Source organism: Thermoanaerobaculia bacterium, from assembly GCA_018057705.1.
In the GTDB taxonomy this organism is placed as follows: domain Bacteria; phylum Acidobacteriota; class Thermoanaerobaculia; order Multivoradales; family JAGPDF01; genus JAGPDF01.
Genome location: JAGPDF010000014.1, coordinates 24,650 through 45,409, shown reverse-complemented (window position 1 = coordinate 45,409; position 20,760 = coordinate 24,650). Strand labels below are relative to the sequence as shown.

20 protein-coding genes are annotated in these 20,760 nt (G+C 69.6%); 7 read left to right on the top strand and 13 right to left on the bottom strand.

Translation table 11 applies throughout. The features are described 5' to 3' along the window. Window positions 1-5: 5 nt before the first annotated feature. Entirely contained in the window at window positions 6-608 is a 603-nt protein-coding gene (locus KBI44_06680; GenBank protein MBP9144150.1) for a sigma-70 family RNA polymerase sigma factor, read from the top strand. A gap of 35 nt (window positions 609-643) precedes the next feature. Here KBI44_06680 and KBI44_06675 read toward each other — a convergent pair whose 3' ends face one another. After that, window positions 644-2,716, bottom strand: a complete 2,073-nt coding sequence (locus KBI44_06675) for a hypothetical protein (protein ID MBP9144149.1) — start codon at window positions 2,714-2,716, stop codon at window positions 644-646. A 125-nt stretch (window positions 2,717-2,841) separates the two neighbouring features. After that, on the bottom strand, window positions 2,842-4,506 hold the full coding sequence (locus KBI44_06670) for an acyl-CoA carboxylase subunit beta (GenBank protein MBP9144148.1): 1,665 nt from the start codon (window positions 4,504-4,506) through the stop codon (window positions 2,842-2,844). A gap of 76 nt (window positions 4,507-4,582) precedes the next feature. Between KBI44_06670 and KBI44_06665 the strand changes: the two genes are divergently transcribed. Together KBI44_06665 and KBI44_06660 are read left to right on the top strand one after the other, a co-directional pair. Next, entirely contained in the window at window positions 4,583-4,837 is a 255-nt protein-coding gene (locus KBI44_06665; protein MBP9144147.1) for a MoaD/ThiS family protein, read from the top strand. Between the two features lie 11 nt (window positions 4,838-4,848). Beyond that, on the top strand, window positions 4,849-5,352 hold the full coding sequence (locus KBI44_06660) for a molybdenum cofactor biosynthesis protein MoaE (GenBank protein MBP9144146.1): 504 nt from the start codon (window positions 4,849-4,851) through the stop codon (window positions 5,350-5,352). Between the two features lie 11 nt (window positions 5,353-5,363). Here the strand turns inward: KBI44_06660 and KBI44_06655 are convergent, their stop codons facing one another. The 4 genes from KBI44_06655 to KBI44_06640 all read right to left on the bottom strand — a co-directional run bounded on the left by KBI44_06655 (window position 5,364) and on the right by KBI44_06640 (window position 11,082). Continuing rightward, window positions 5,364-6,377, bottom strand: a complete 1,014-nt coding sequence (locus tag KBI44_06655; protein ID MBP9144145.1) for a hypothetical protein — start codon at window positions 6,375-6,377, stop codon at window positions 5,364-5,366. A 217-nt stretch (window positions 6,378-6,594) separates the two neighbouring features. Continuing rightward, window positions 6,595-7,752 (bottom strand): hypothetical protein, encoded by a 1,158-nt coding sequence (locus tag KBI44_06650; protein ID MBP9144144.1) that lies wholly within the window; start codon window positions 7,750-7,752, stop codon window positions 6,595-6,597. Window positions 7,753-7,756: 4 nt separating this feature from the next. Continuing rightward, the gene (locus KBI44_06645; protein ID MBP9144143.1) at window positions 7,757-9,274 is read right to left on the bottom strand and encodes an insulinase family protein; all 1,518 of its coding nucleotides are present in this window, start codon (window positions 9,272-9,274) and stop codon (window positions 7,757-7,759) included. Then, complete coding sequence (locus KBI44_06640) at window positions 9,271-11,082, bottom strand: insulinase family protein (protein MBP9144142.1); 1,812 nt, start codon at window positions 11,080-11,082, stop codon at window positions 9,271-9,273. Before KBI44_06640 ends, KBI44_06645 begins: the two co-directional genes overlap by 4 nt. Window positions 11,083-11,239: 157 nt before the next feature. On the opposite strand from KBI44_06640, the gene KBI44_06635 reads away from it, so the two are divergent. Beyond that, a complete protein-coding gene (locus tag KBI44_06635) occupies window positions 11,240-12,637 on the top strand; it encodes a sigma-54-dependent Fis family transcriptional regulator (GenBank protein ID MBP9144141.1) in 1,398 nt (465 codons plus the stop codon). Beyond that, window positions 12,634-13,785, top strand: a complete 1,152-nt coding sequence (locus KBI44_06630; protein MBP9144140.1) for a response regulator — start codon at window positions 12,634-12,636, stop codon at window positions 13,783-13,785. The genes KBI44_06635 and KBI44_06630 overlap by 4 nt, the downstream gene beginning before the upstream one ends. A gap of 6 nt (window positions 13,786-13,791) precedes the next feature. Here KBI44_06630 and KBI44_06625 read toward each other — a convergent pair whose 3' ends face one another. The 4 genes from KBI44_06625 to moeB form a co-directional block, all read right to left on the bottom strand. Next, window positions 13,792-14,808, bottom strand: a complete 1,017-nt coding sequence (locus KBI44_06625; GenBank protein MBP9144139.1) for a PAS domain-containing protein — start codon at window positions 14,806-14,808, stop codon at window positions 13,792-13,794. Between the two features lie 48 nt (window positions 14,809-14,856). Then, window positions 14,857-15,708, bottom strand: coding sequence for an EAL domain-containing protein (locus tag KBI44_06620; GenBank protein MBP9144138.1), 852 nt, complete (start codon window positions 15,706-15,708; stop codon window positions 14,857-14,859). Then, window positions 15,702-16,121 carry a response regulator gene (locus KBI44_06615; protein MBP9144137.1) on the bottom strand — a complete coding sequence of 140 codons (420 nt, stop codon included), beginning with the start codon at window positions 16,119-16,121 and terminating at the stop codon, window positions 15,702-15,704. Before KBI44_06615 ends, KBI44_06620 begins: the two co-directional genes overlap by 7 nt. Before the next feature lie 181 nt (window positions 16,122-16,302). Next, entirely contained in the window at window positions 16,303-17,454 is a 1,152-nt protein-coding gene (gene moeB, locus KBI44_06610) for a molybdopterin-synthase adenylyltransferase MoeB (protein MBP9144136.1), read from the bottom strand. 174 nt (window positions 17,455-17,628) lie between these two features. Between moeB and KBI44_06605 the strand changes: the two genes are divergently transcribed. Together KBI44_06605 and KBI44_06600 are read left to right on the top strand one after the other, a co-directional pair. After that, window positions 17,629-17,928, top strand: coding sequence for a hypothetical protein (locus KBI44_06605; protein MBP9144135.1), 300 nt, complete (start codon window positions 17,629-17,631; stop codon window positions 17,926-17,928). 1 nt (window position 17,929) lies between these two features. After that, window positions 17,930-18,556, top strand: coding sequence for a hypothetical protein (locus KBI44_06600; GenBank protein MBP9144134.1), 627 nt, complete (start codon window positions 17,930-17,932; stop codon window positions 18,554-18,556). 14 nt (window positions 18,557-18,570) lie between these two features. Here the strand turns inward: KBI44_06600 and xseB are convergent, their stop codons facing one another. Genes xseB through KBI44_06585 form a run of 3 tightly spaced genes read right to left on the bottom strand, consistent with a single transcriptional unit; the run spans window position 18,571 to window position 20,625 of the window. Further along, the gene (gene xseB / locus KBI44_06595) at window positions 18,571-18,816 is read right to left on the bottom strand and encodes an exodeoxyribonuclease VII small subunit (protein ID MBP9144133.1); all 246 of its coding nucleotides are present in this window, start codon (window positions 18,814-18,816) and stop codon (window positions 18,571-18,573) included. Beyond that, window positions 18,813-20,156, bottom strand: a complete 1,344-nt coding sequence (xseA, locus tag KBI44_06590) for an exodeoxyribonuclease VII large subunit (protein ID MBP9144132.1) — start codon at window positions 20,154-20,156, stop codon at window positions 18,813-18,815. Before xseA ends, xseB begins: the two co-directional genes overlap by 4 nt. Then, window positions 20,080-20,625, bottom strand: coding sequence for a hypothetical protein (locus tag KBI44_06585; protein MBP9144131.1), 546 nt, complete (start codon window positions 20,623-20,625; stop codon window positions 20,080-20,082). Before KBI44_06585 ends, xseA begins: the two co-directional genes overlap by 77 nt. Between the last annotated feature and the right edge of the window lie 135 nt (window positions 20,626-20,760).

Below are 20,760 nucleotides of genomic sequence, written 5' to 3'. Positions count from 1 at the left end.
AGGAAATGTCCGCTTTCGACCCGTCCGACGAGGCGCCCGCCGCCGGCGCCGTCACGCGCCTGCTGGCCGCGGCACGCGGCGGCGACAGCGCCGCCCCGGGGAAACTCTTCGAGATCGTCTACGACGATCTGCGCGCGCTGGCCGGGCGCCACGTGCGAGGAGCGCGCAACTCCGGGCCGTCGGCGACCTCGCTGGTGCACGAGGCGTTCCTGCGCATCGCCAAGCGCGGCGACCTGCCGTACCACGACCGCACCCACTTCTTCGCGGTCGCCTCGCGCGCCATGCGCCAGATCGTGATCGACGACGCCCGCGGTCGGAAGGCCTCGAAGCGCGGCGGCGGCCAGGCCGATGTCGACTTCGAGGCCATTCAGGTAGCGGCGCCGGCGGCATCAGCGCCCGTCGAGGACCTGCTCGCTCTGGACGACGCGCTTTCGCGCCTCGAGAGCGAGGCGCCCCGACTCGCCCAGACCGTCGAATGGCACTTCTTCGGCGGCCTCACCTTCGCCGAGATCGCCGACGCGACCGATGTCTCCCGCCGCACCGTGCAGCGCGACTGGCGCGCCGCCCGCGCCCTCCTCCACCTCGAGCTCGCCTCGACCGAAGCGTAGAAGCGCAAGCTCCTGCAGGCAGCCGGCAGCGCGGGCTACTCCAGCCACGGATTGCGCATGGGCTCGACCGCCGCGAGATGGGTGGCCGTCTCGATGCTCTCGATCTGCGTCTCGACCTGTTGGCGAATCAGAGCGTCGAGCGGCACTTTGTCCTGCTCGAGCAACCGGCGATAGGCCGCGACCGCTCGTCCACCCTCTCCTAGGCGCAGGTAGGCGTTGCCCAGCTCGACACCCGTATCGACTTTCTGCGGCAGCAACGCGGCGACCTCTTCCAGCCTCCGGGCCACGAGCGCCCAATCGCTGCCGCCCTCTTCGTAGATGTAGTCCATGACTTTCGCGGAAAGGCTGCTGGCGCGGGTCTGCGGTCGCACCTGCACGCCCTTCCAGATACCGATATAGCCGAAGCGCGCCACGAGCTCGAGCTCGCGAAAGACCTCCTCGGGATCCCAGTCCCAGCTCGGCCAGGGCAGGGTGTCGGACATGGTGTAGACGAAGTAGCCGTCGAAGCGCCCTTCGACGTTGGCGTCGTCGAGACTCTCGACGCGCCGGCGGTAGTTGAGCCGCGCCCCGCGCACCTGCTCCTCGATCATCCAGTACGACGCAAAGAGAGGCAGTCCGCTGGGCGCGATCTCGCGGTCATGGAAGGCGCGGATCTCGGCGAAGCGCTGACCCAGGTCGAGGCCCTCGTTGGCGAAGTAGCGATAGGCACCCTCGCTGCCGCCGACGAGCTCGTTGTGGTACTCCCAGAGCCGCGGCTCACGGACGGTCATCGCGAGCGCTGCGACGAGGAGCGCGGTGACGCCGGCGAGCGCGACACGGGATCGTCGCTGCCAGCCCTGGCTGACGGCGAGGCCGGCGAGGATCGCCGCCGCCGTCAGCAACGGAGTGGCATGTCGTACGCCACCCCACACGCCCCCCGAACCCGCGAGCGCCAGGAGATGGCAGGCGCCCACGCCGAGGAGCATCCGAAGCGTCCAACTCGCGCCTGCCGGCAGGCGCGAGCGCCAGAGCAGCGCCAGCCCGAGCGCCGCGAGCCCCATCAGGGCCAGCGGCAACTTGGACAGGACGATCGCGGGCCAGGCAAACCACGGCGCCCTGCCGAAGTACGTCTCCCCCCAGATGAAGTGCTGGCTGATTCCGCGGCCTTCGACGCCGGTGCGCACCGTGTCGGCGAGGCCCCAGAGGTAGGCCCGTGGCAGGAGGTGCCAACGGTCCGCGAAAGCGATGCCTTCGCGCCAGGGACCGAGTTTGAGCTCCGCGATCTTGTCGGCCATCGGGCGATTGAAGGCATCGCCGCCTTCCCGCCCGGCATGGAAGCGCAAGCCGTAGAGCGACCAGAGCACGACGAGCGCCAGGACCGCGGCGACGCTCAGCTTGCCGAAACGACCGAGTAAGCCGCGCCAACGCCCCTCGCGCCAGCCGAGCGCGGCGGCGAGGAACAGGACTGCGGCGAGACCGACGAGGCCCGGCAGCGCCGAGTGCTTGGCCGCGAGGGCGAGCCCGATCGCGACGCCGGCGCCCACGACCCAGCCCCAGCTCCAGGTCGCTGCGAGCAGACCCGATGTGACGAGGGCGATCATCAGGGTGAGAGCCAGGGGCAGGTCGGTCATGACCACTGGCATATGCGCACCCACGGTCGGCTCGATCGCCAGGAAGGCGAGCGTACCCGCCGCCCACGCCCACCCGCAGGCACGCCAGACGACCAGTCCCAGCAGCCACAGGAGAAGCCCGTTCAAGACCCACATCGCCCTGCGCGCCCTCGTCTGCGCCCTCTGTGGATCGTTCTCCTTGAACAGCGTCTCTTCGGCCCACTTGCGTTCCTGCGCCTTTTCACGCAGCGCCGCTGCCGGCTGGATCCGGAAATCGGCCGGCATCGCCGCGCCGACCCAGAGCTTCACCAATGGGGGATGCTCGGGGTTGAGCTGGAACTCTCCCGCCCGCGCGTACTCCGTGCCGGCGACGATGTGCCAGGGTTCGTCGGCAGTGAGACTGTCGAGTTTCGTGCCCACCGCCGACCGCAACACGCCCAGGGCGACGAGCAGGAGCAACAGCGCGCCGCCGGCGAGCCGGCGCCCAGGCGTGAGAAGGGTCGGAAGCGGGTCGCTCATCACTCTCCCCGGCAGTCGTGGACCCCCGCACCGGCGACGGAGCGGGGACACTTCCCATGGGAGAACGGATTTGAGCTCGCAAGGGCGCCACGGCCGGAGACCGGCCCAGCCGACGTCGACGACCCTCAGGTCTGCAGGACGCCGGTCTTGAACTCGGGAACCTCCGGGTTGTTGGCGCAGGCTTCGAGGGCGTGGGCGACGACCTCGCGGGTCTGGCGGGGATCGATGATGCCGTCCACCCAGAGGCGGGCCGCGGCGTAGCGCGGGTTCATGGCGTCGGCGTAGCGCTTCTGGATGTCGGCGAGACGCTCTTTTTTCTCCTCTTCCGAGACCTCTTCGCCGCGATTTTTGAGCTGGATCGAAAGCAGGGTCTTCGACGCCTGTTCGCCGCCCATCACAGCGATCGACGCCGACGGCCAGGCAAAGAGGAAACGCGCGCCGTAGGCCTTGCCGCACATCGCGTAGTTGCCGGCGCCGTAGCTGTTGCCGACGAAGATCGTGATCTTCGGCACCACGGAGTTCGCCACCGCGTTCACCATCTTGGCGCCGTCCTTGATGATGCCGCCGCGCTCCGAGCGCGAGCCGACCATGAACCCGGTGACGTCCTGCAGGAACAGCAGCGGGATCTTCTTCTGGTTGCACAACTCGACGAAACGCGCCCCCTTGTCGGCCGAGTCGCTGTAGATCACGCCGCCGATCTGGAGCTCCTTGTCGCGCGGCTCGAGGCCGGTCCGCCGGTCCACCACCGAACGCTGGTTGGCGACGATGCCGACCGCGTGCCCGCCGATCCAGCCGGTGCCGCAGACCAGCGTCCGGCCGTAGGTCTCCTTGAACTCGTCGAACTCCGAGCCGTCGAGGAGCCGGGCGAGGAGCTCGTGGGCGTCGTACGGCCGCGTGCGCTCGACCGGCAGGATGCCGAGGAGCTCCTCCGGGTCGTGGAGCGGCGCCCGCAGCGCCCGCCGCGCGAACGGCGCCCGCTCGCCCCTGGCCAACTGTTCGAACTGCGAACGGAGCTTCGCGAAGCAGGCGGCCTCGTCGGGGTGACGATGGTCGACGACCCCCGAGATGTCGGCCTGCACGACAGCGCCGCCCAGGGCCTCGTTCTCGATGCGTTCGCCGATCGCCGCGGCCACCAGATGCGAGCCGGCGAGGAAGATCGAGCCGGTGCCCTCGACGATATGGGTCTCGTCGCTCATGATCGGCAGATAGGCGCCCCCGGCGACACAGGAGCCGACGATCGCCGCCATCTGGAAGACGCCGGCCGCCGAGAGCCGGGCGTTGTTGTAGAAGATCCGCCCGTAGTGCTCGCGGTCAGGGAAGATCTCGTCCTGCATCGGCAGGAAGACTCCGGCGGAGTCGACGAGGTAGATCACGGGGAGGCGGTTCTCGAGCGCGATCTCCTGCGCGCGCAACACCTTCTTGATGCCGAGCGGGAACTTCGCGCCGGCCTTCACCGTGGCGTCATCGGCGACGACCAGGACATCGCGACCGTGAATCCGGCCGACCCCGGCAACGACGCCGCCGCCGGGCGCCCCACCCCACTCCGCATACATGCCGTAGGCCGCCCAGAGGCCGATCTCGAGGAAGGGGCTCTGCGGATCACAGAGTGCTGCGACCCGCTCCCGGGCCGTGTACTTGTTCTGCTCGCGCTGGCGGGCCTGCGCCTTCGGACCGCCGCCGTTGCGCAGCGCCGCCTCGTCAGCGGCGAGTCTCTCGAGCTCGGTGAGCCAGTGAGCACGCCGGCTCGCGAACAGATCGTCCTGCTTGAGCTCCGATTCCAGAACCGTCAACGAGGCCTCCTTGGGGCGTAGCGAAATTGCCTCCGGAATCTATCCGATGCGGCGCCCTCCGGGCCCGGGTGCTACCATGATTTCGATGCGCCTCCGGATCCTCGCCTTCGCCTCGGCCAGCGACGCTCTGGGCGCCGCCGAGAGCTTTCTCGATCTCCCTCCGGGCGCCCGCTTGGGCGATCTGCGCCGCGCGCTTCTGGCGCGCCACGCGGGGCTCGCAGCGCTCCTGCCGCGGCTCGCCATCGCCGTCGACGGGGAGATCGTCGCGGGCGACCGCGAGCTCACCCCCGGCGCCGAGATCGCCCTGCTGCCGCCGGTCTCCGGTGGCTGAGGCAGCCCGAGATGCCGGCGATTCCCGAGCTCCCCGCGTCACCCGGTGTGCCTGCGGCACCGCCTGAAGGACGCTTCCTCACCCGCGCGCCGCTCGACCTCGCGCCGCTCCTCGCCGCGGTCGCCGATCCGGCCTGTGGCGCGCAGGCGGTCTTTCTCGGCACGGTGCGCAACCACAACGACGGCCGGCAAGTGGTCGCAATCGACTACAGCGCCTACCCCACCATGGCCGAGCGCGTGCTGCAGCGGATCGTGCACGAGCTCGAGAGGGCGACGCCGGACCTCCGCGTCGTCCTCCGCCACCGGCTTGGCGAGCTCGCGGTCGGCGAGGCAGCGATCGCCATCGTCGCGGCGTCGCCGCGACGCGACGGCGCGCTCGGCGCGATCCGTGCGGCGCTCGAGCGGGTGAAATCCGAAGCCCCGATCTGGAAGCGCGAGATCTACGCCGATGGCACTACGGGCTGGCGGGAGATCGAGCCGCTCGCGCCGCGCCCGCCGGAGCCCGGCGCGGGCTGAACCGCAAGAGCTCAGGCCGCAGGCAGCCGGGTTGGACCGGCGAGCAGGAGCTTGACGAGCTCGACCTGGCGGGTGGTGCCGACCTGCTGGTAGATCCCGCCGAGACAGGAGGAGATCACCGCCGTGGGCACCCCCAGCTCGGTCGCAACCTCCGGGATGCTCCGCCCGCGCAGCAGGTGCCCGACGACCTGGGTCTGCTCGAACGACAGATCGTAGCGCGCCGCGAGAGCCACCGCCGGATCTTCGCCGTCGGCATGGGGATCGAACAGCAGGATCACCGCGACCGCCGTCGGCATGGAGTCGGCGAAACGCGGCGAAGCGATGACCAGCGCTTCGAGCGCGCCGTCTCCGCCGCGGGAGATCAGGATCGACTCCGTCGCCACACGGCGTTCGTCCAACGGGTTGCCTGCAGCGAGCAAGGCCGCGAGCATGCGATCCAGCGCCTGGCTCGCGCCGCGCAGCCGGCCGGCGTCGATCTTGAGCTCACTCTGCGCCGCGAGCTTGGCACGCGCGGCGGCGTTCGTCTGCAGGACCGTGCCGTCGCGCCCGAGGATGAGCGTGCCGGTGGCGAGCGGCTCGAGCACCCGCGAGCTCCAGGCCTGCTGGCGCTCGGAGGCCGCCAGCGCGTCGGTGAGGCGCCAGGCGCGGCCGAGGAGGGGAGCGATCTTCTCGACGATCGGCATCGTTTCGCTGTCGAGGTCCGAGCGATCGAGCAGCAGGGACAGGCGCCCCTCCCCCGGCAGCGCGAACTCGCGATACTCGGGCGGACAGGCCGGCCAGGTGGCATCGAGGTCGCTGCGCCGCCCGGCGAGGCGGCGGATCGCCACCGGATCGAGGCTGTTGGTGGCGAGGACGGCCCGGCGCGGACCGTCTCCGCGCAGGATCATCACCTGCTGGCAGCCCAGGATGCCGGCGATGCGCGACAGCGCCACCGGCCAGAGGCCGGGCTCCTGCACGGCGATCAGCAGGTCGCCCAGAACGTCGAAGAGCTCCAGGGAAGACGGAGGAGAGGACCGCGGAATCACGCGCCTGAGACTCTTGCACCTTTCGCGCCACACGGCCGAGGGGCTCGGGACGCGCGTCGCACACAGCCGGTGCCTGCCCACGGCACTCCGCGACTGGCAAAAATTCTCCTTCTTGCGACCGCCGTCCCCTTCGGTCTCTGCCGAAAAATGTCACCCGTTGACCCGGCGGTCGGCCCTCGAAGGCCACGCAGGCGTCGCCCGCTCGGATCGGCGAGGTTCAGGGGCCGAGCGGCGGCAGGCGGGCGAGCTCGCCGCGCGTCCAGAGCGCAAGGTCGTGGTCGAGCTCCTCCCAGGGCCGGTCGAGCGCCGCGCGAAGCGCCTCCGCGGCCGGCGAGCCGCCCTCGGAAACCTGAGCGAGCCAGCCGCGAAACACCGCACTCCTCGCCGGCGCGGCGAGCAGCATGCGAATGAAGGCCGCCGCTGCGGCATAGTGGATCTCGGCTCCCTGTGGAGCGACGAACTCCTCCCACTCCAGGGCCAGGATCGCGCCCAGGTCGAGACGCCCCCGTGCGCTGCCATCGGGCCCGTAAACGGCGGCGAGGTTGCGCAGCGCCGCCTCGCCGCCGGAGATGCGGACCTCCCCGGGGCGCGGGTCGAGGTTGCGCGACCAGGTTCCCGGCAGAAGACGGCCGTCGAGGGTGATCCGGCTCGCTCCCAGGTCGTCGCAGATCCCCTCGTCCAGCCAGGAAGGCAGAGACGGTCCAAGGGCCCGCCGGTTGAGCAGGTGAGCGAGCTCGTGCACCAGGGTGCCGAGGAGCTCGTCATCGGAGCGCCCGCCGCGGTAGGTCGCCACGATCCCCCGCGCCGCCAACCCTGTCGAACCGGCCAGCCCGGCCAGCCGGGAATCTCCGGCCTGAAACTCCCGGTAGTCCGCCTCGGCGGAGAAGATCACGATCGCCTCGCCGGGTACCCCGACGGGACGGCGGCCGAAGCGTTCGAAGTAGAGCGCTTCGAGGGCCTCCACGAGTCGCCCGGCGCGCTCGACCAGCGCGGGCTCCTCGAGATCGCTCAGAAAGAGATATCCGCCCAGATAGGGATCGCCAACGCTGCGCCCGACGCCCCCGGCGCTCCCCCCGGCCACTCCGCCCGCTGCGGACGAGCCGGCGAGAATCGCCCGCGCCTCTGCGAGGCGGAGTGGATCGGGAGACCGCGCCAGCAGCGGTACCGGAGGCACGACGGCCCGGCCGAGCGGCGGGTCGTTCTGGGTGACCTCCGGGCCCTCCGCCGACGCCGCCGACGCCGCCGAAGCCCCGGAGAACCAGGAGGCCGCGAGGCGGTCGGGCGCGCCCCCAGCCGGCGCACCTGCGGCCAGCGCCGTCAGAAACGCCAGGACGCGGGCGGCAGGACGCCTTCGGGCGGGCGCCGGCAGCGACACGGCCTCACTTGGCGAGTGGCACCAGCGTCAGCGGGTCGCGCAGTGGCAGGTGCGTCACCTTGCCGTCGAAGAGCTCCGCCATCTTCGCCCGCCCATCGGCGTCGCCCGGCTCGATCTCGCTCCACTTTCCGACCACCAGCATGGCGAGCTGCGCGGGATCCAGGTGCTTCGCCGCCGCCGCGCGCACATTGCCGGCCGTCACCGCTTCGATCTGCCGACGGTAGTCGGTCCAGTAGCTGTGTGGGCGGCCGATCACCTCGTCGTTGGCGAACGTCCGGGCGGTGGCCGCCGGCGACTCGAAGGTGCGGGGGAAGGTGTCGATGAACGAGCTCTTCGAGACCCTGAGCTCCTCTTCCGACACCGTTCCGGTGCGGATCTTGTCCACCTCCTCGAGCACGATCCGGGTCGCCAGGGCGACGGTGGGGTTCTTCGAAGCGAAGCCGATCTCGAACAGCCCGGGCCAGAAGGTACCGATGCCGAACTGCGAATAGACGCCGTAGGCCAGCCCTTCGTCCGAGCGCACCCGCTTCATGAGCCGGGCGGTGAAGCCGCCGCCGCCGAGGATGTCGTTCATCACCATGAGGGCATAGGGCTCCGGATCGGAGTAGCTCTTCCACTGGATGCCGAGCTCGCCGATCGTCACCTTGCCCTGCGGAATATCCTTCTCGACATGGAACAGCCCGGACGGCGGGGTGACCCCCGGTCCGGCAGGCGGCCAGGGGGCGTTCGGGTCTCCGGACTTCCAGCCGGCAAGCCGTTTGCGGAGCTCGCCGAGAATCTTCGCCGTGTCGACGTCGCCGGAAACAGCGAGAACGAGGTGCTCCGGCCCCCAGGTCCGGCGATGGAACTCGATCAGCTTCTCGCGCGAGATCGCCTCGAGACTGCTTTGCGTCATGCGGCGCGACGAGTAATGCGTCTCGCCGCGGGTGAGGAAGCTCCACTCGCGGCCTGCGATGTCCTCGGCGTCGTCGTTTCTCTGCTTCATCTCCTCGAGCGCGGTGCTCTTCTGGACGTCGAGCCGCGCGGCGTCGAAGCGCGGATTGCGCAGCATGTCGAAGAAGAGGTCGAGTCCCTCGCCCAGGGCCGGCGTGATGACGTCGAGCGCCGCCGTCGCCGAAGTCGGCCCGGCGGAGCTCGAGACCATCGCGGCGAGGAAGTCGGCCTTCTGGTCGAACTCCTCGGGGGTGAGCTTCGCGGTGCCGCCCTGACGCATCATCGCGGCGGTCATCGCAGCCAAACCGGTCTCGTTCGCTCCTTCACGGAAGGCGCCGGTGCGGAAGGTGGCCTGGAGCTTGACCAGCGGCAGGGCGTGGTCCTCGACCACGTAGGCCACGACGCCTCCCGGCAGCTCGTGCCGGTACTTGTCGCCGTCGGGCGCGTCGAAAACGAACGGCTTGTAGGAGAGCTGCTCGGGACGCGCCGGAATCCCGCTGGCCTCAGCCAGGGCCGGAAAGGGAAGGGCGAACGCCACGGTGAGTGCGGCCGCGCCTGCGACCCCTGCGATCGGGTGCATGATTCTCATCGTCCACCTCCCGCGCTGGCGCGGCTCTTCAGTTTTTCGAGCTGTTCCCGCGCCGCTTCGACGATCGCGTCGAGCGCCGGCTTGACCTCGGGCGGGACCTGCCCCGCCTGCTGCTCGACGCCGGCGAGAAGCTGCTCGAGCATCGCCGGATCCTCGATCTGGCGGATCTGGCGGAGCTGCGAGAGCACCTGCTGCTGCATCTCGGGCGGCAGTCCGGCGAGCTCCGCGGGGATCTCCTCGGCCGCGGTGCCGGCCTTGCGCTGGTAGGAGGCGACCGTGCGGTTCTCGGTGGTGAAGTACTGCTTCGCGACCCGCTGCACATCCTCGGCGGTCACCGCGAGCGTCTTCTCGGACCACTGGTTCAGATACTTCCAGTTTCCCCAGCCGTCGTAGAAGAGCAGCTGCAACAGGAGATAGAACGGACTCTCCAGGTTGCGGTACGACTCGGCGACGATCTGGTTCTTGACCTTGGCGAGCTCGTCGGCAGGCACCGGCTCGTTCTGGAGCCTCGCGAGCTCCGCCGAGAGCGCCGCCTCGAGGATGGCCGGCGTCGACTCCCCCTTGGTCTCCGCCTGGAGGTAGAACGAACCGTTCCAGCGCAGGGACTGCTGCCCGGCGGAGGCCGACGACGCGATCTGACGGTCGAGCACGAGGCTCTTGCGCAGGCGCCCGGTCTGGCCGTTGAGCAGGCTCTGCACGACGTCGAGCGCGTACTGGTCCTTGTGCTCGAAGGGCACGGTGTGGAACTGCACCGAGACCTGCGGCTGGCAGTCGCACTCGGCGTTCATGCGCTTTTCGGCGAGCTGCCGCTCTTCGAGCGTCACGATGTCGGGCACCGGTCTCGCCGAAGGCGGAATCCGGCCGAAGTACTTCTCGGCCAGCGCCTTCGCCTCGTCCACCGTGATGTTGCCGACCAGCGCCGCGGTGAGGTTGCCGGGGGCGTAGTAGGTGCTGAAGAAGTCCTGCGCGTCGGCCATCGACAGCGTCTTCAGGTCGGACATCCAGCCGATCGCATCCCACTTGTAGGGATGCGCGGTCCAGAACATCGCGTTCAGCTGCTCGTCGAAGCGCCCGGTCGGGGTGGACTCGACGCGCATCCGGCGCTCCTCCTGGACGACGTCGCGCTCGGAGTAGAACTCGCGGAAGACCGGCTGCAGGAGGCGTTCGGACTCCATCCAGAACCAGAGCTCGATCTTGTTGGCCGGCACGGTGATGAAGTAGATCGTCGAATCCGAGTTGGTGGTCGCATTCATGCCCGACGCCCCGGCCTCGGTGTAGATCTTGTCGAACTCGTCCTTCACCATCAGGCCACGCTGCTCTTCGACCAGCTTCTGGAACTCGGCCTCGAGCTTCTCGAGCTCGGGCGTCCGGTTCGCGGGGGAGAACGGATCGTCGATCTCGCCCTTGCGGTAGCGCTCCCGCTGGCGGGAGTACTCGGTGCGGATCTGCTCCTGGAGCCTCTCCTGGTCCGCGATGATCTCCTGATCGCGCATTGCGTCCCGGGTCCCGATGACGCGGCTGCCCTTGAACATCATGTGCTCGAAGAAGTGGGCGACGCCGGTGATGCCCGGGCGCTCGTTGGCCGAGCCGACGTGCGCCACCCAGCCGCCCATGACGGTGGCCTGCGCCGGCCGGGTGACGACCAGGAACTTCATGCCATTGGCGAGGGTGAACTCGGCTACCGGCACCTCGGCCTTCTGCCCGGAGGCGCCCAGAACCGGCACGCCGATCACCAGCAGAAACAGCGTCAGAATCGCGATGGAGCTTGGGCGTCCGGCGGGTCGCGGCGGGTTGCTTCGTTGCTTCATGATCTGCACCATCCTCGAAGAGAAAGCGTCCGGATGAGAGGTGCTCCGGCGCCCGATCTGCCAAGGATACGACGGGAAGCCCGGGAAAGTTCCCGGAGCGGCGCCCGCGAGGGCGCGGCGAGGGATGCGGTCCGGGCTGCGCTACACTGGCCGGCGCATGGAAGGTTCCCGCATTCTCGTCGTCGATGACGATCCGATGATCCGCTCGCAGTTGCGGCATCTGCTCGAGGCGGACCATTGCGAAGTCCAGGACGCCTCGAGCCTGGCCGCCGCGCGAGCTGTTTTCGTCGACTTCCGGCCCGAGATCGTTCTCCTCGATTACGAGCTCCCCGACGGCACCGCTCTCGACCTGCTTCCCTACCTCAAGGAGGGGGCGCCCGATGTTCCCGTCCTCGTGCTGACGGGGCATCGCGAGATCGACGTCGCGGTGGCCTCGATCAAGGCCGGTGCCGAGCAGTTCCTGACCAAGCCGATCGAGCTCGCGGCGTTGCGCACGATGGTGCGGCGGCTCATCGAGCAGCGGCTCTTCGTGCGCCGGGATCGCGCCGGCGAAGTGCGTCGCGCACGCTACGAACCGGAGCCCTTCCTCGGCGAGTCGGCCTTGATTCGCAACCTCGAGCGCGAGGCGAAGACCGTCGCCGGCGCCGAGAGTCCGGTGCTGCTGCAGGGCGAGACCGGAACGGGAAAAGGCCTCCTGGCGCGATGGCTGCACGCCAACAGCCCCCGGGCCAAACAGGCCTTCGTCGACCTGAACTGCGCCGGCCTGTCGCGCGAGCTCCTGGACAGCGAGCTCTTCGGCCACGCCAAAGGCGCCTTCACCGGCGCGCTCGCCGCCAAGCCCGGCCTCTTCGAGACCGCCGACCGCGGAACGTTCTTTCTCGACGAGATCGGCGATACGGAAGTCACCCTGCAACCGAAGATCCTCAAGGTCGTCGAGGAGAAGCGTTTTCGCCGCCTCGGCGAGGTCGTCGAGCGGCGCGTCGACATCCGTCTGGTGGCGGCCAGCAACATGAATCTCGCCGAGGCGGTCGCCGACAAGCGCTTTCGCGCCGACCTCTACTACCGGATCAATACGCTCACGCTCCACCTGCCCCCGCTGCGCCAGCGTCCGGAGGACATTCCCGCGCTTGCCGAGTCGATTCTCGACCGTCTCGGCTTCGAGACCGGAAAGCACCTCAAGCTCGCCCCAGGCGCCGTCGATGAGTTGCGCCGCTACGATTGGCCGGGGAACATCCGGGAGCTCCACAACGTTCTCGAACGGGCGCTGCTCCTCGCCCGCACCGGGAAGATCGAGGCCGGCCAGCTGACCCTCGAGCGCCGGTCCGGCACCCGACCGGAGGCACGATCCGCGGGAGAGATCTACCAGGGATCGCTCGATGAGGTCGAGCGGCGCTACGTCGAGCAGATCCTGCGGCTCGAGAACGGCCAGGTCGATCGCGCCGCGGACCGGCTCGGGATTCCGCGCAGCACGCTCTACCAGCGCCTGAAATCCTGGGGGTTGCGACCTACGGACTACCGCAGCGAGCGCGAAGAGTCCGCTTCGGAGCCCCTGTGAACGAACCCCCCGCGGCCGGTAACCGCCTGCTCGTCGTCGACGACGAGCCCGCCCACCGGAAGATGCTCGCCCGCGCGCTGCAGGAAGCGGGCTTCGAGGTCGAGGAGGCGGCGGGCGGCCTCGAGGCGATTGCCGCGGCGAACCTGCGTCCTCCCGACCTGGTGCTCCTCGACATCGACATGCCGGGCATCGACGGCTACGAGACCTGCCGCCGGCTGAAGGAGCAAGAGCGGTTCGCCTCCACCCCGGTCATTTTCCTGTCCGGCCTCGGCGACATCGAAGGCAAGATGAAGGCCTTCGCCGCCGGCGGCGTCGACTACGTGACCAAGCCGTTCTTCCTCGAGGAGGTTCGGGTGCGTGTCGCAACCCACCTCGAGATCGAGCGCCTGCGCCGGGCGGCCGAGCTGCACCTGCGCGAGCTCGACGCGAACCTCGCGCGACTGCACGAGGTCGAGCACTTCCGGCACGACCTCGTGCACATGGTGGCCCACGACATGCGGTCGCCTCTCATGGCCGTGAGCGGCTACCTCGAACTTCTCGATCTCGACGGCGACCGGCTCGGCGAGGACCATCGCGACTACGTGGCACAGGCGCTCGACGGCGCCCGCAGCCTGGTTCGCCTGGTCGACGCGATGCTCGACACCGATCGCCTGGAGTCGGGCAAGCTCCCGCTTCAGCTCGCCGACCGGGACCTGCGTGCCATCCTCGACCTGGCGCTCGCTTCACTCGGCCCGGCGAGCGTCCGCCGGCTGGTCCTCGAAACGGCAACGCCAGGACGCATCGTCGTGCATGCCGACAGCGAGGTTCTGCGCCGCGTCATCGCCAACCTGGTTGCCAACGCGCTGCGCAACTCCGAGGACGACGCCAAGGTGCGCATCGTCGCTTCGACGCATGGCGCCCGCGCGCGACTCGAGGTACACGACACCGGCTCGGCCATTCCCGACGACTTTCGACCGCGGGTGTTCGAGAAGTACGCCACCCGCGCCGGCGACCGCGGCCCGCATCGGCGCGCGGTCGGCCTGGGCCTTCCCTTCTGCCGTCTGGCGGTGGAGGCTCACGGTGGCACGATCGGCTTCGACTCGGGCGCCGGCGGTTCGACCTTCTGGATCGAGCTGCCGACCCCAGAGTCGGCGGCCGCTCCCGCCTGAGCGCCGTCAGGCGACCGCGAGCGCGGACACCAGGGTCGTCGCGCTGAACGCCCCGTTTCCGCTGGCGGCCTCCCTGGCCGCCGGCCACTCGAAAGGCTCGGCGGTCGAGCGGATCCGGCACTCGATGACGAGGATCGTCGCGTCGAGAGCGCGGCGAAACTGGCCGAGTTGCCCGGCGAGGGTTTCGATCTCGCCCCGTTCGACGATCGCCAGCAGCCCGGCCGCGAGTCCGGCGAGAGGAATCGCGCCGAGGTTGCGCGCTCCCGAGGCGAGCCGGCCGAGGTCCTTCGCCAGATCTCCGATCTCGCCCGCGGCGAGGCGCTCGGCGAGCCGCACGCCGAAGCCTTCGTAGCGCTGGCAGAACAGGGACAGGAGCGACCGGTAGAGGGCAGCATCCCACTCCAGCTGGTTCGAAGCCGAGGAGACCCTTAGCCAGCCGCCGGGCGGCGGCGTCTCCGCTGCGCAGCCTTCGGGTGACGGCGGGTTGCCGGGAAGCGGCCCGGATGGGGCTTCTGCCTCCACGGCAGGCATCCTCTCCACCACTGCGGCATCCCCGATCACCACCGGAGATGCCATCGCGATCAGGCAGACGGCAGCCAGCCCGCCCCGGCTGTCGAGAATCGGCAGACGCTCGACCAGGTAGACGGGAGCGTCGGCGGCAAACGCCTCGAGACCGGGCTTGAGCGCCACGCCGCGCATCGCCAGACGCTCGCGCTGGGCCATCTCGCCGGCGACGTCCGGAGTGAGCAGGTCGCGATCGAGCCGGCCACGTACCGCCACCGGGTCGAGCCCCAGGGCGCCGGCGTAGGCTTCGTTGACCTCGAGGTAGCGCCCGTCGAGATCCTTGATCGCGACCAGGAGGTTGCGGGAGGCGAACATCGCCTGGAGGCAGGCCGTCGGGTCCGCCGGCTCCTTGCGGCCCTGTCCGGGCCGGACTTTCTGCGCCGCGCCAGATCTTCGTTGTCGACTCTCGCTGGAGGATTCGGAGGTCTTGCTGCGGCGCGCCCAGAGACTTTCGATCATTGTCGGCTCCCGTCGGTGCGGTCTTTCATGAGGAATTCGAGATCGGGCTCAGCTCGCCTGCGCCACCAGAGAGAGGCCGCCATGGCTGGACCACGCCGCGGCGCGCGGAGCGCTCGCCGGGATCGCGGCCGCAGGGGCCACCGCCTGGAGCGGTCGCAGAAGGGTCGCCATCAGGTCTTCGGCGGCGCGCGGGCGCGAGAACAGGTAGCCCTGGGCGAACTCGATGCCGAGGGTGCGCAGTGCCTTGAGGTCCTCTTCGGTCTCGACACCCTCGGCCACCAGGTCGGCGTGCACCTGATCGGCGAGCAGGCGAATGGCGCGCATCGTCGCCTGCTGGTAGGTGTCGTTCGCGATGCCGGTGACCAGATAGCGGTCGATCTTCAGCATCGTCGGACGCGTGATCAGCATCATGCGGAAGTTCGAGGTACCGATTCCGACGTCGTCGAGGGCGACACTGCATCCGGCGGCGCGCAGCTCGGCGAGCGCGGCGAGGAAGTTGTCCTCCTCCACGAAGTTCGAGTGCTCGACGATCTCGAGCGTGAGGCGCTTGAGCTCGATCCCGAGGCTCGAGCTGGTCTTGATCAGGAAATCGACGAAACGCCCGTCGCGACCGAGCGTCGAAGCGTGGACGTTCAGGTGCAGGGCGAGGTCGGAGGGGAGCTTTCGCGCCTCGCGCAGGATGGACGAGATCGCGGCCCGATCGACGACCGACTCTTCGTTCTTGCGCCGGGCGAACTCGAAGAGAATGTCGGGCGCCTCGAGCGTCGAACCCCTCGGTCCGCGCGCCAGGCCCTCGACGGCGACGATCTTCGAGTCGCCCTCGAGGATGCGTACGATCGGCTGGAACAACGCCGTGATCGCTCCGGGCTCGATGACACGCTCCATCAGCGACTTCAACATGACGCGACCTCCTCCTTCTGTGGTTGGATCAGGTGCAGGAACTCGACGATCGGGCGGCCCTTGACGAAGACGGAACGCGCGCCGAAGCGGAAGCAGGCGCGATGAACCTCGGGGTCGCCGTTGCCGGTCTGGACCACGATGTTGAGCTGGGGCCAGCGGTGGTGCGCCTGCCCGACCAGCTCGAGTCCTTCGAGGCCGGAGAGGCCGCGCAGGTCGAGGTCGACACAGAGTGCGTCGTAGTCGCGGTACTCGAGGATGGCGGCCGCCTCCTCGAGCTCTTCGGCACAAGTGACCCGGCAACCGCTACGGGAGAGTACCGTCGCCAGAAGCTCCCGGGTCGCCTGATCGTCGTCGACGACCAGAACGTTCGGTAGCGGAGCGGCGGCTGCGTGAAGGGCGGTTGCCTGGGTCATGCCAGGCACTATCGCAAGCCCGCTGCCAATCCATCCCGATCCAGGAGGAGCGGCCTAAAGAACTGTAGCTGCTTGACTTAGGTCATTCCGCGGCGGCGCGGTTGCGCGCTCGTCCGGGTCTGACTCCTGGAGTCCGTCCGGGGTCTGGACGAAGCAGGAGCCGGTGGTGGAAAAGCCCCGCTCAGTAGCGCGGCAGGCTGGAGTCGACCTCGCGGCTCCAGGCGTCGATACCGCCGGCGAGGTTGCGGGCCGCGGCGAAACCCTGCTCGCGCAACAGTGTCGTGGCCGCGGCCGAGCGGATTCCGCTGTGACAGAGGGCGTAGACCGGGCGGTCACGCGGGACCTCGCCCAGACGCTGCGGCAGCTCGTGCAGCGGGATCCAGAGAATGTCGGGAAGCCGCGCCAGACGCAGCTCGTGTTCGAGCCGCACGTCGAGCAGGGTGAACCTCTCGCCCGCGGCGCGCCGCCGCGCGACTTCGGTCGCTGCGATCTCGAAAGCGCTCTCGCTGCCGCCAGCTGGCGGGTCCGCCGCCGGCAGCGCGCAGGCGTCGTCGTACTCGACCAGCTCGTGCTGCGTCGGCTGGTCGCCGCACAGCGGGCAGCGGGCATCGCGGCGGAGCGCGAGCTCGCGGAAGCGCATGCCCAAGGCGTCGAACAGCAGCAGGCGGCCGAGCAGCGGCTCGCCGGCGCCGAGCAGCAGTTTGAGGGCTTCGTTGGCCTGGATCGATCCGATGATGCCGGGCAGCACGCCCAAAACCCCGGCCTCGGCGCACGACGGCACGGAGCCGGGCGGCGGCGGCTCCGGGAACAGACAGCGGTAGCAGGGTCCGCGGCCGCGCGCGAAGACCGAAGCCTGACCCTCGAAGCGGAAGATCGAGCCGTAGACGTAGGGCCGGCCGCCGAAATAGCAGGCGTCGTGCACCAGATAGCGCGTCGGAAAGTTGTCGGTACCGTCGACCACCACGTCGTAGCCGGCCACCAACCCGCTGGCGTTCGTCCGGTCGAGGCGGGTGCCGTGCAGGTCGAGCACGACTCCGGGATTGGCAGCCTGCAACCTCTCGGCCGCAGCCTCGAGCTTGCCCCGCCCGACATCGGACTCCGAGTAGAGAATCTGGCGCTGCAGGTTCGAACGGTCGACGACGTCGAAATCGACCAGGCCCAGCCGCCCGACTCCCGCCGCCGCGAGGTAGAGCGCAGCCGGAGAGCCCAGGCCTCCCATCCCGACGATGAGGACGCTCCCCGCCGCCAACCTCTCCTGGCCGGCGACGCCGACCTCGGGGAGCGAAAGATGCCGGGCGTAGCGGCGCAGCTGCTCGGTCGAGAGGCCGTTCATCGGCGCGATGCTACCCCGTCGAGGCGTTCGCTCGCAGGCACCGAAGCCACGGCACGCCCCGCGGCCGCACCTGGCACCGCTGCCAGCGCCGCCACCGGCTGCCCCGGTCGATCCCGCGTGGGCCAGGGGGGCGTCCCTTCGCGGGCGCGGGAAAGCGTTAGGATGCAATGACTCATGCTCTGGAATCCGACCTTCATCCTGCTCGGCTGCGCCGTGGTCCTGCTGCTTCTGCTCGTGGTGAGCTTCGCTTCGCGGCCCCGGGTGTTCAGCCAGTACCTGCGTGCCATGACCGGCATCGCGGTGACGCCGCGCGAGATTCGCCGGGTCTTCAAACAGCGCGGCCGGACCGGTGTGCGGGAGCTCTTCCTCGAGCTCCTGATCCGCGAGGACCTGCGTGAGGATGGCGTCGCGCGCCCGGACGCCAAGCCGATGAGGCCGGTCGCCTTCGAAGTCGATGCGGCCAGAAAGAACTGATTTGCGCCCCGTTCCGAGGGTCAGCTACGACGAGGTGGCGCGCGACCTCCCGCTGCTGGTGGCGACCTCTCCGGACTGGGCCCGCCTCGCCGCCGCCAACCTCCCGGTCTTCCTCGCCGACCACGCCGTCTGCGAACAGCAGGTGGCGCAGTACGCCCTGGCGCTCGCCGGCTGGTATCCGGACGACTTCGAGCTCGTCGAGGCGGCGGCCAACCTCGCCGCCGAGGAGATCCAGCACTTCCGGCGCGTCGTGGCCATTCTGAACCGTCGCCAGCTGCCGACCGGCGGCCGGCGCACCAACCGCTGGGTGCAGGCTCTGCGCGCCCGGATCGAGCCCCGACAGGGGCCCTGGACCAAGGTCGATCGACTCCTCTTCGGGGCGATCGTCGAGGCCCGCAGCTGCGAACGATTCACCCGGTTGCTCGAGATCGTGCACGAGAGCGACCCGGAAGTCGCGCGCCTGCTCGCCGATCTGGGGCCGGCCGAGAAGCGCCACTGGGAGCTGTTCTATCGCCTCGCCGGCCGGGACGTCGACGAAGCCGCACTCGTCGAGCGTTTCGCCGCCTGGCTCGAGCTCGACCGCGAGCTCGCCGCACACGCCGGCGTCGCCCCGACCGTTCACGGCTGAGGCGCCGCCTGCCCTCAGGTCTGTTCGAGTTTCTGCACGATCTCGGTGACTTCGAGCTCGGCGCGGCGGATCTTGCCGCGGCAGAGCTCGAGCAGCGTTGTGGCGCGCTTCAGCTCCTCGGCAAGCCGGTCGATGTCGAGCTCGTCTCCTTCGATTCGGTGCAGGATCGTCTCGAGCTCACGCATCGCGACCGTGAATCCCGGCTCGGCCTCCGCCCCGACTTCCGGGCCGCTCTCACGCTCCGTCTTCTTCTGGCTCATCGCTTCTCCCCGACCGGCAGCGCGCCGGATGGCGGGCGGCTTGCGGTCTCGACCCTGCTGCACAGCGGACCCCCGGCGAGCTCGGTCTCGATCGCCGTCCCGGGCGCGACGGCGGCCGGGTCGCGGAGCACCACGCCGGCCGGATCGCGCGTGATACTGAAACCGCGGCGCAGCGTGCGCGCGGGCGCGAGCTCGCCCACCAGCCGCGCCCAGCCCGCCAGCTGCTGGTCGGCGGAGCGCAGGCGATGCACTGCGACGCGCCGCAGGCCTTCAGCGAGCGCGGCGAGTCGCAGGGAAACCTGGGCCAGCCGCACCCGGGCGGCCACCGCGCGGCGCTCGGCACGCGCCAGACGGCCGCCGGCCTCGGCGATGGCGAGCCGCGCCTGACGCGTCAGCTGTTCGCGCAGCCGGGCGACGGCGATTTCGGAATTGGCGATCCGGGCGACGAGCTCTTCGGCGACCTTGGTCGGCGTCTTGAAGGACTGATGCGCCACCAGGTCGGCGACCGATTCGTCGATCTCGTGGCCGAGGCCGGTCCAGACCGGCTTCGCCGCGCGCGCCACCGCTTCGGCCACGGCCTGGCTGTCGAAAACGGCGAGATCGCTCTTCGACCCGCCGCCGCGAATGAGCACGATGCAGTCGCAGTCGGTGGCGGCGGCGAGCGCCAGCGCCGTCGGCAACGAACGCTCGGCCTCCGCCCCCTGCACGGCGGAGTGCACGGCGAAGACCCGGAAAGCGTAGCCGCTCTCCTTCAGGGTGGCGAGGAAGTCGTGGTAGGCGGCGCTTCCGGCCGAGGTCACAAGGGCGATCGCGAGCGGCAGGGCAGGCAGCGGGAGGGACCGGTTGCGCTCGAGCAGACCGGCCGCGGCGAGGGCCTGCAGGGTCTCCTGCCGGCGCAACGCCAGGTCGCCCAGCGTGAACGTCGGGTCGATCTCCCGGATCTGGACCTGCAGACGGCCTCCCGGGGGGTAGAAGTCGACGCTCACCCGGCAACGGATGCGCAGCCCGTCCGCGAGGCACTCGCCGGCGCGCTCGAGCACGGGGCGAAGGCGCAGAAACTCGCCCTTCCAGATCACCGCCGAGATTACGCCGACCACCTGGTCGCGCGCCCCGCCCTCGCCCTTCTCGACGAGATCGAAGTACTGGTGCCCGGCGGCGCTCGGCCGGAGGCGCTGGATCTCGCCGACCACCCACACCGACGCGAAGGCCTCGGCCAGAAGATCCTTGATCTCCCTGCCCAGCTGGGAGACGGAGTAGGTCGGCTCAGTGATAGCTCTGCAACTCCTTGGCGGAGGCGAGCGGGAGGGTCTCCGCCCATTCCACGCTCTTCTTGTCGGCACCGCGCTTCTTCATGAACTGCACGGCCTCCTTGCGGTCGCCGAAGAGCCTGAAGATGAAGGTGTGCCCGGCTGGAGCCGTGAAGTAGGTGAAGTCCTGGGCGCCGGTCGAGAGGTTGAACCCGAGGTCGAGGTCCCCGTTGACGCCGACACAGGCCGCGGCGATCGACCGATGGGCGAGGATCAGCGCCTTCAGCGCGTCCTCGTGGTCGGCCAGCTCTTCTTTCGACTGGGGCGTGTGCAGCAGGGCGATCTTCCCCGCCTCCTCCTCCGCCAGGAGGTTGTACGGCACGTCGTGGCGGTCCATCGCCTCCTTGGTCTCGGACGAGGTCACGAAGACGTCGTCCGTGCCCAGGACCTTGTAGGCGAGGCAGAAGCTCTGCTGCTCGAACTTGGGAAAGGCCTCGCCGAGGATGCCCTCATCCTCGACCGTGAAGTAGTAGATCCGATTCAACAGGCGGCGTGATGCCATGGTTTTCGTCCCTCCGAACGGACCCTTATATCAAAATCGGGGCCGTTTCCCCCCTGCCACCCCGTCTCAGGGCGCCCCGGGACGACCTGCAAGTGCCCACTCCTCGCCCGCGAAGTAGTAGATTCAACACCATAG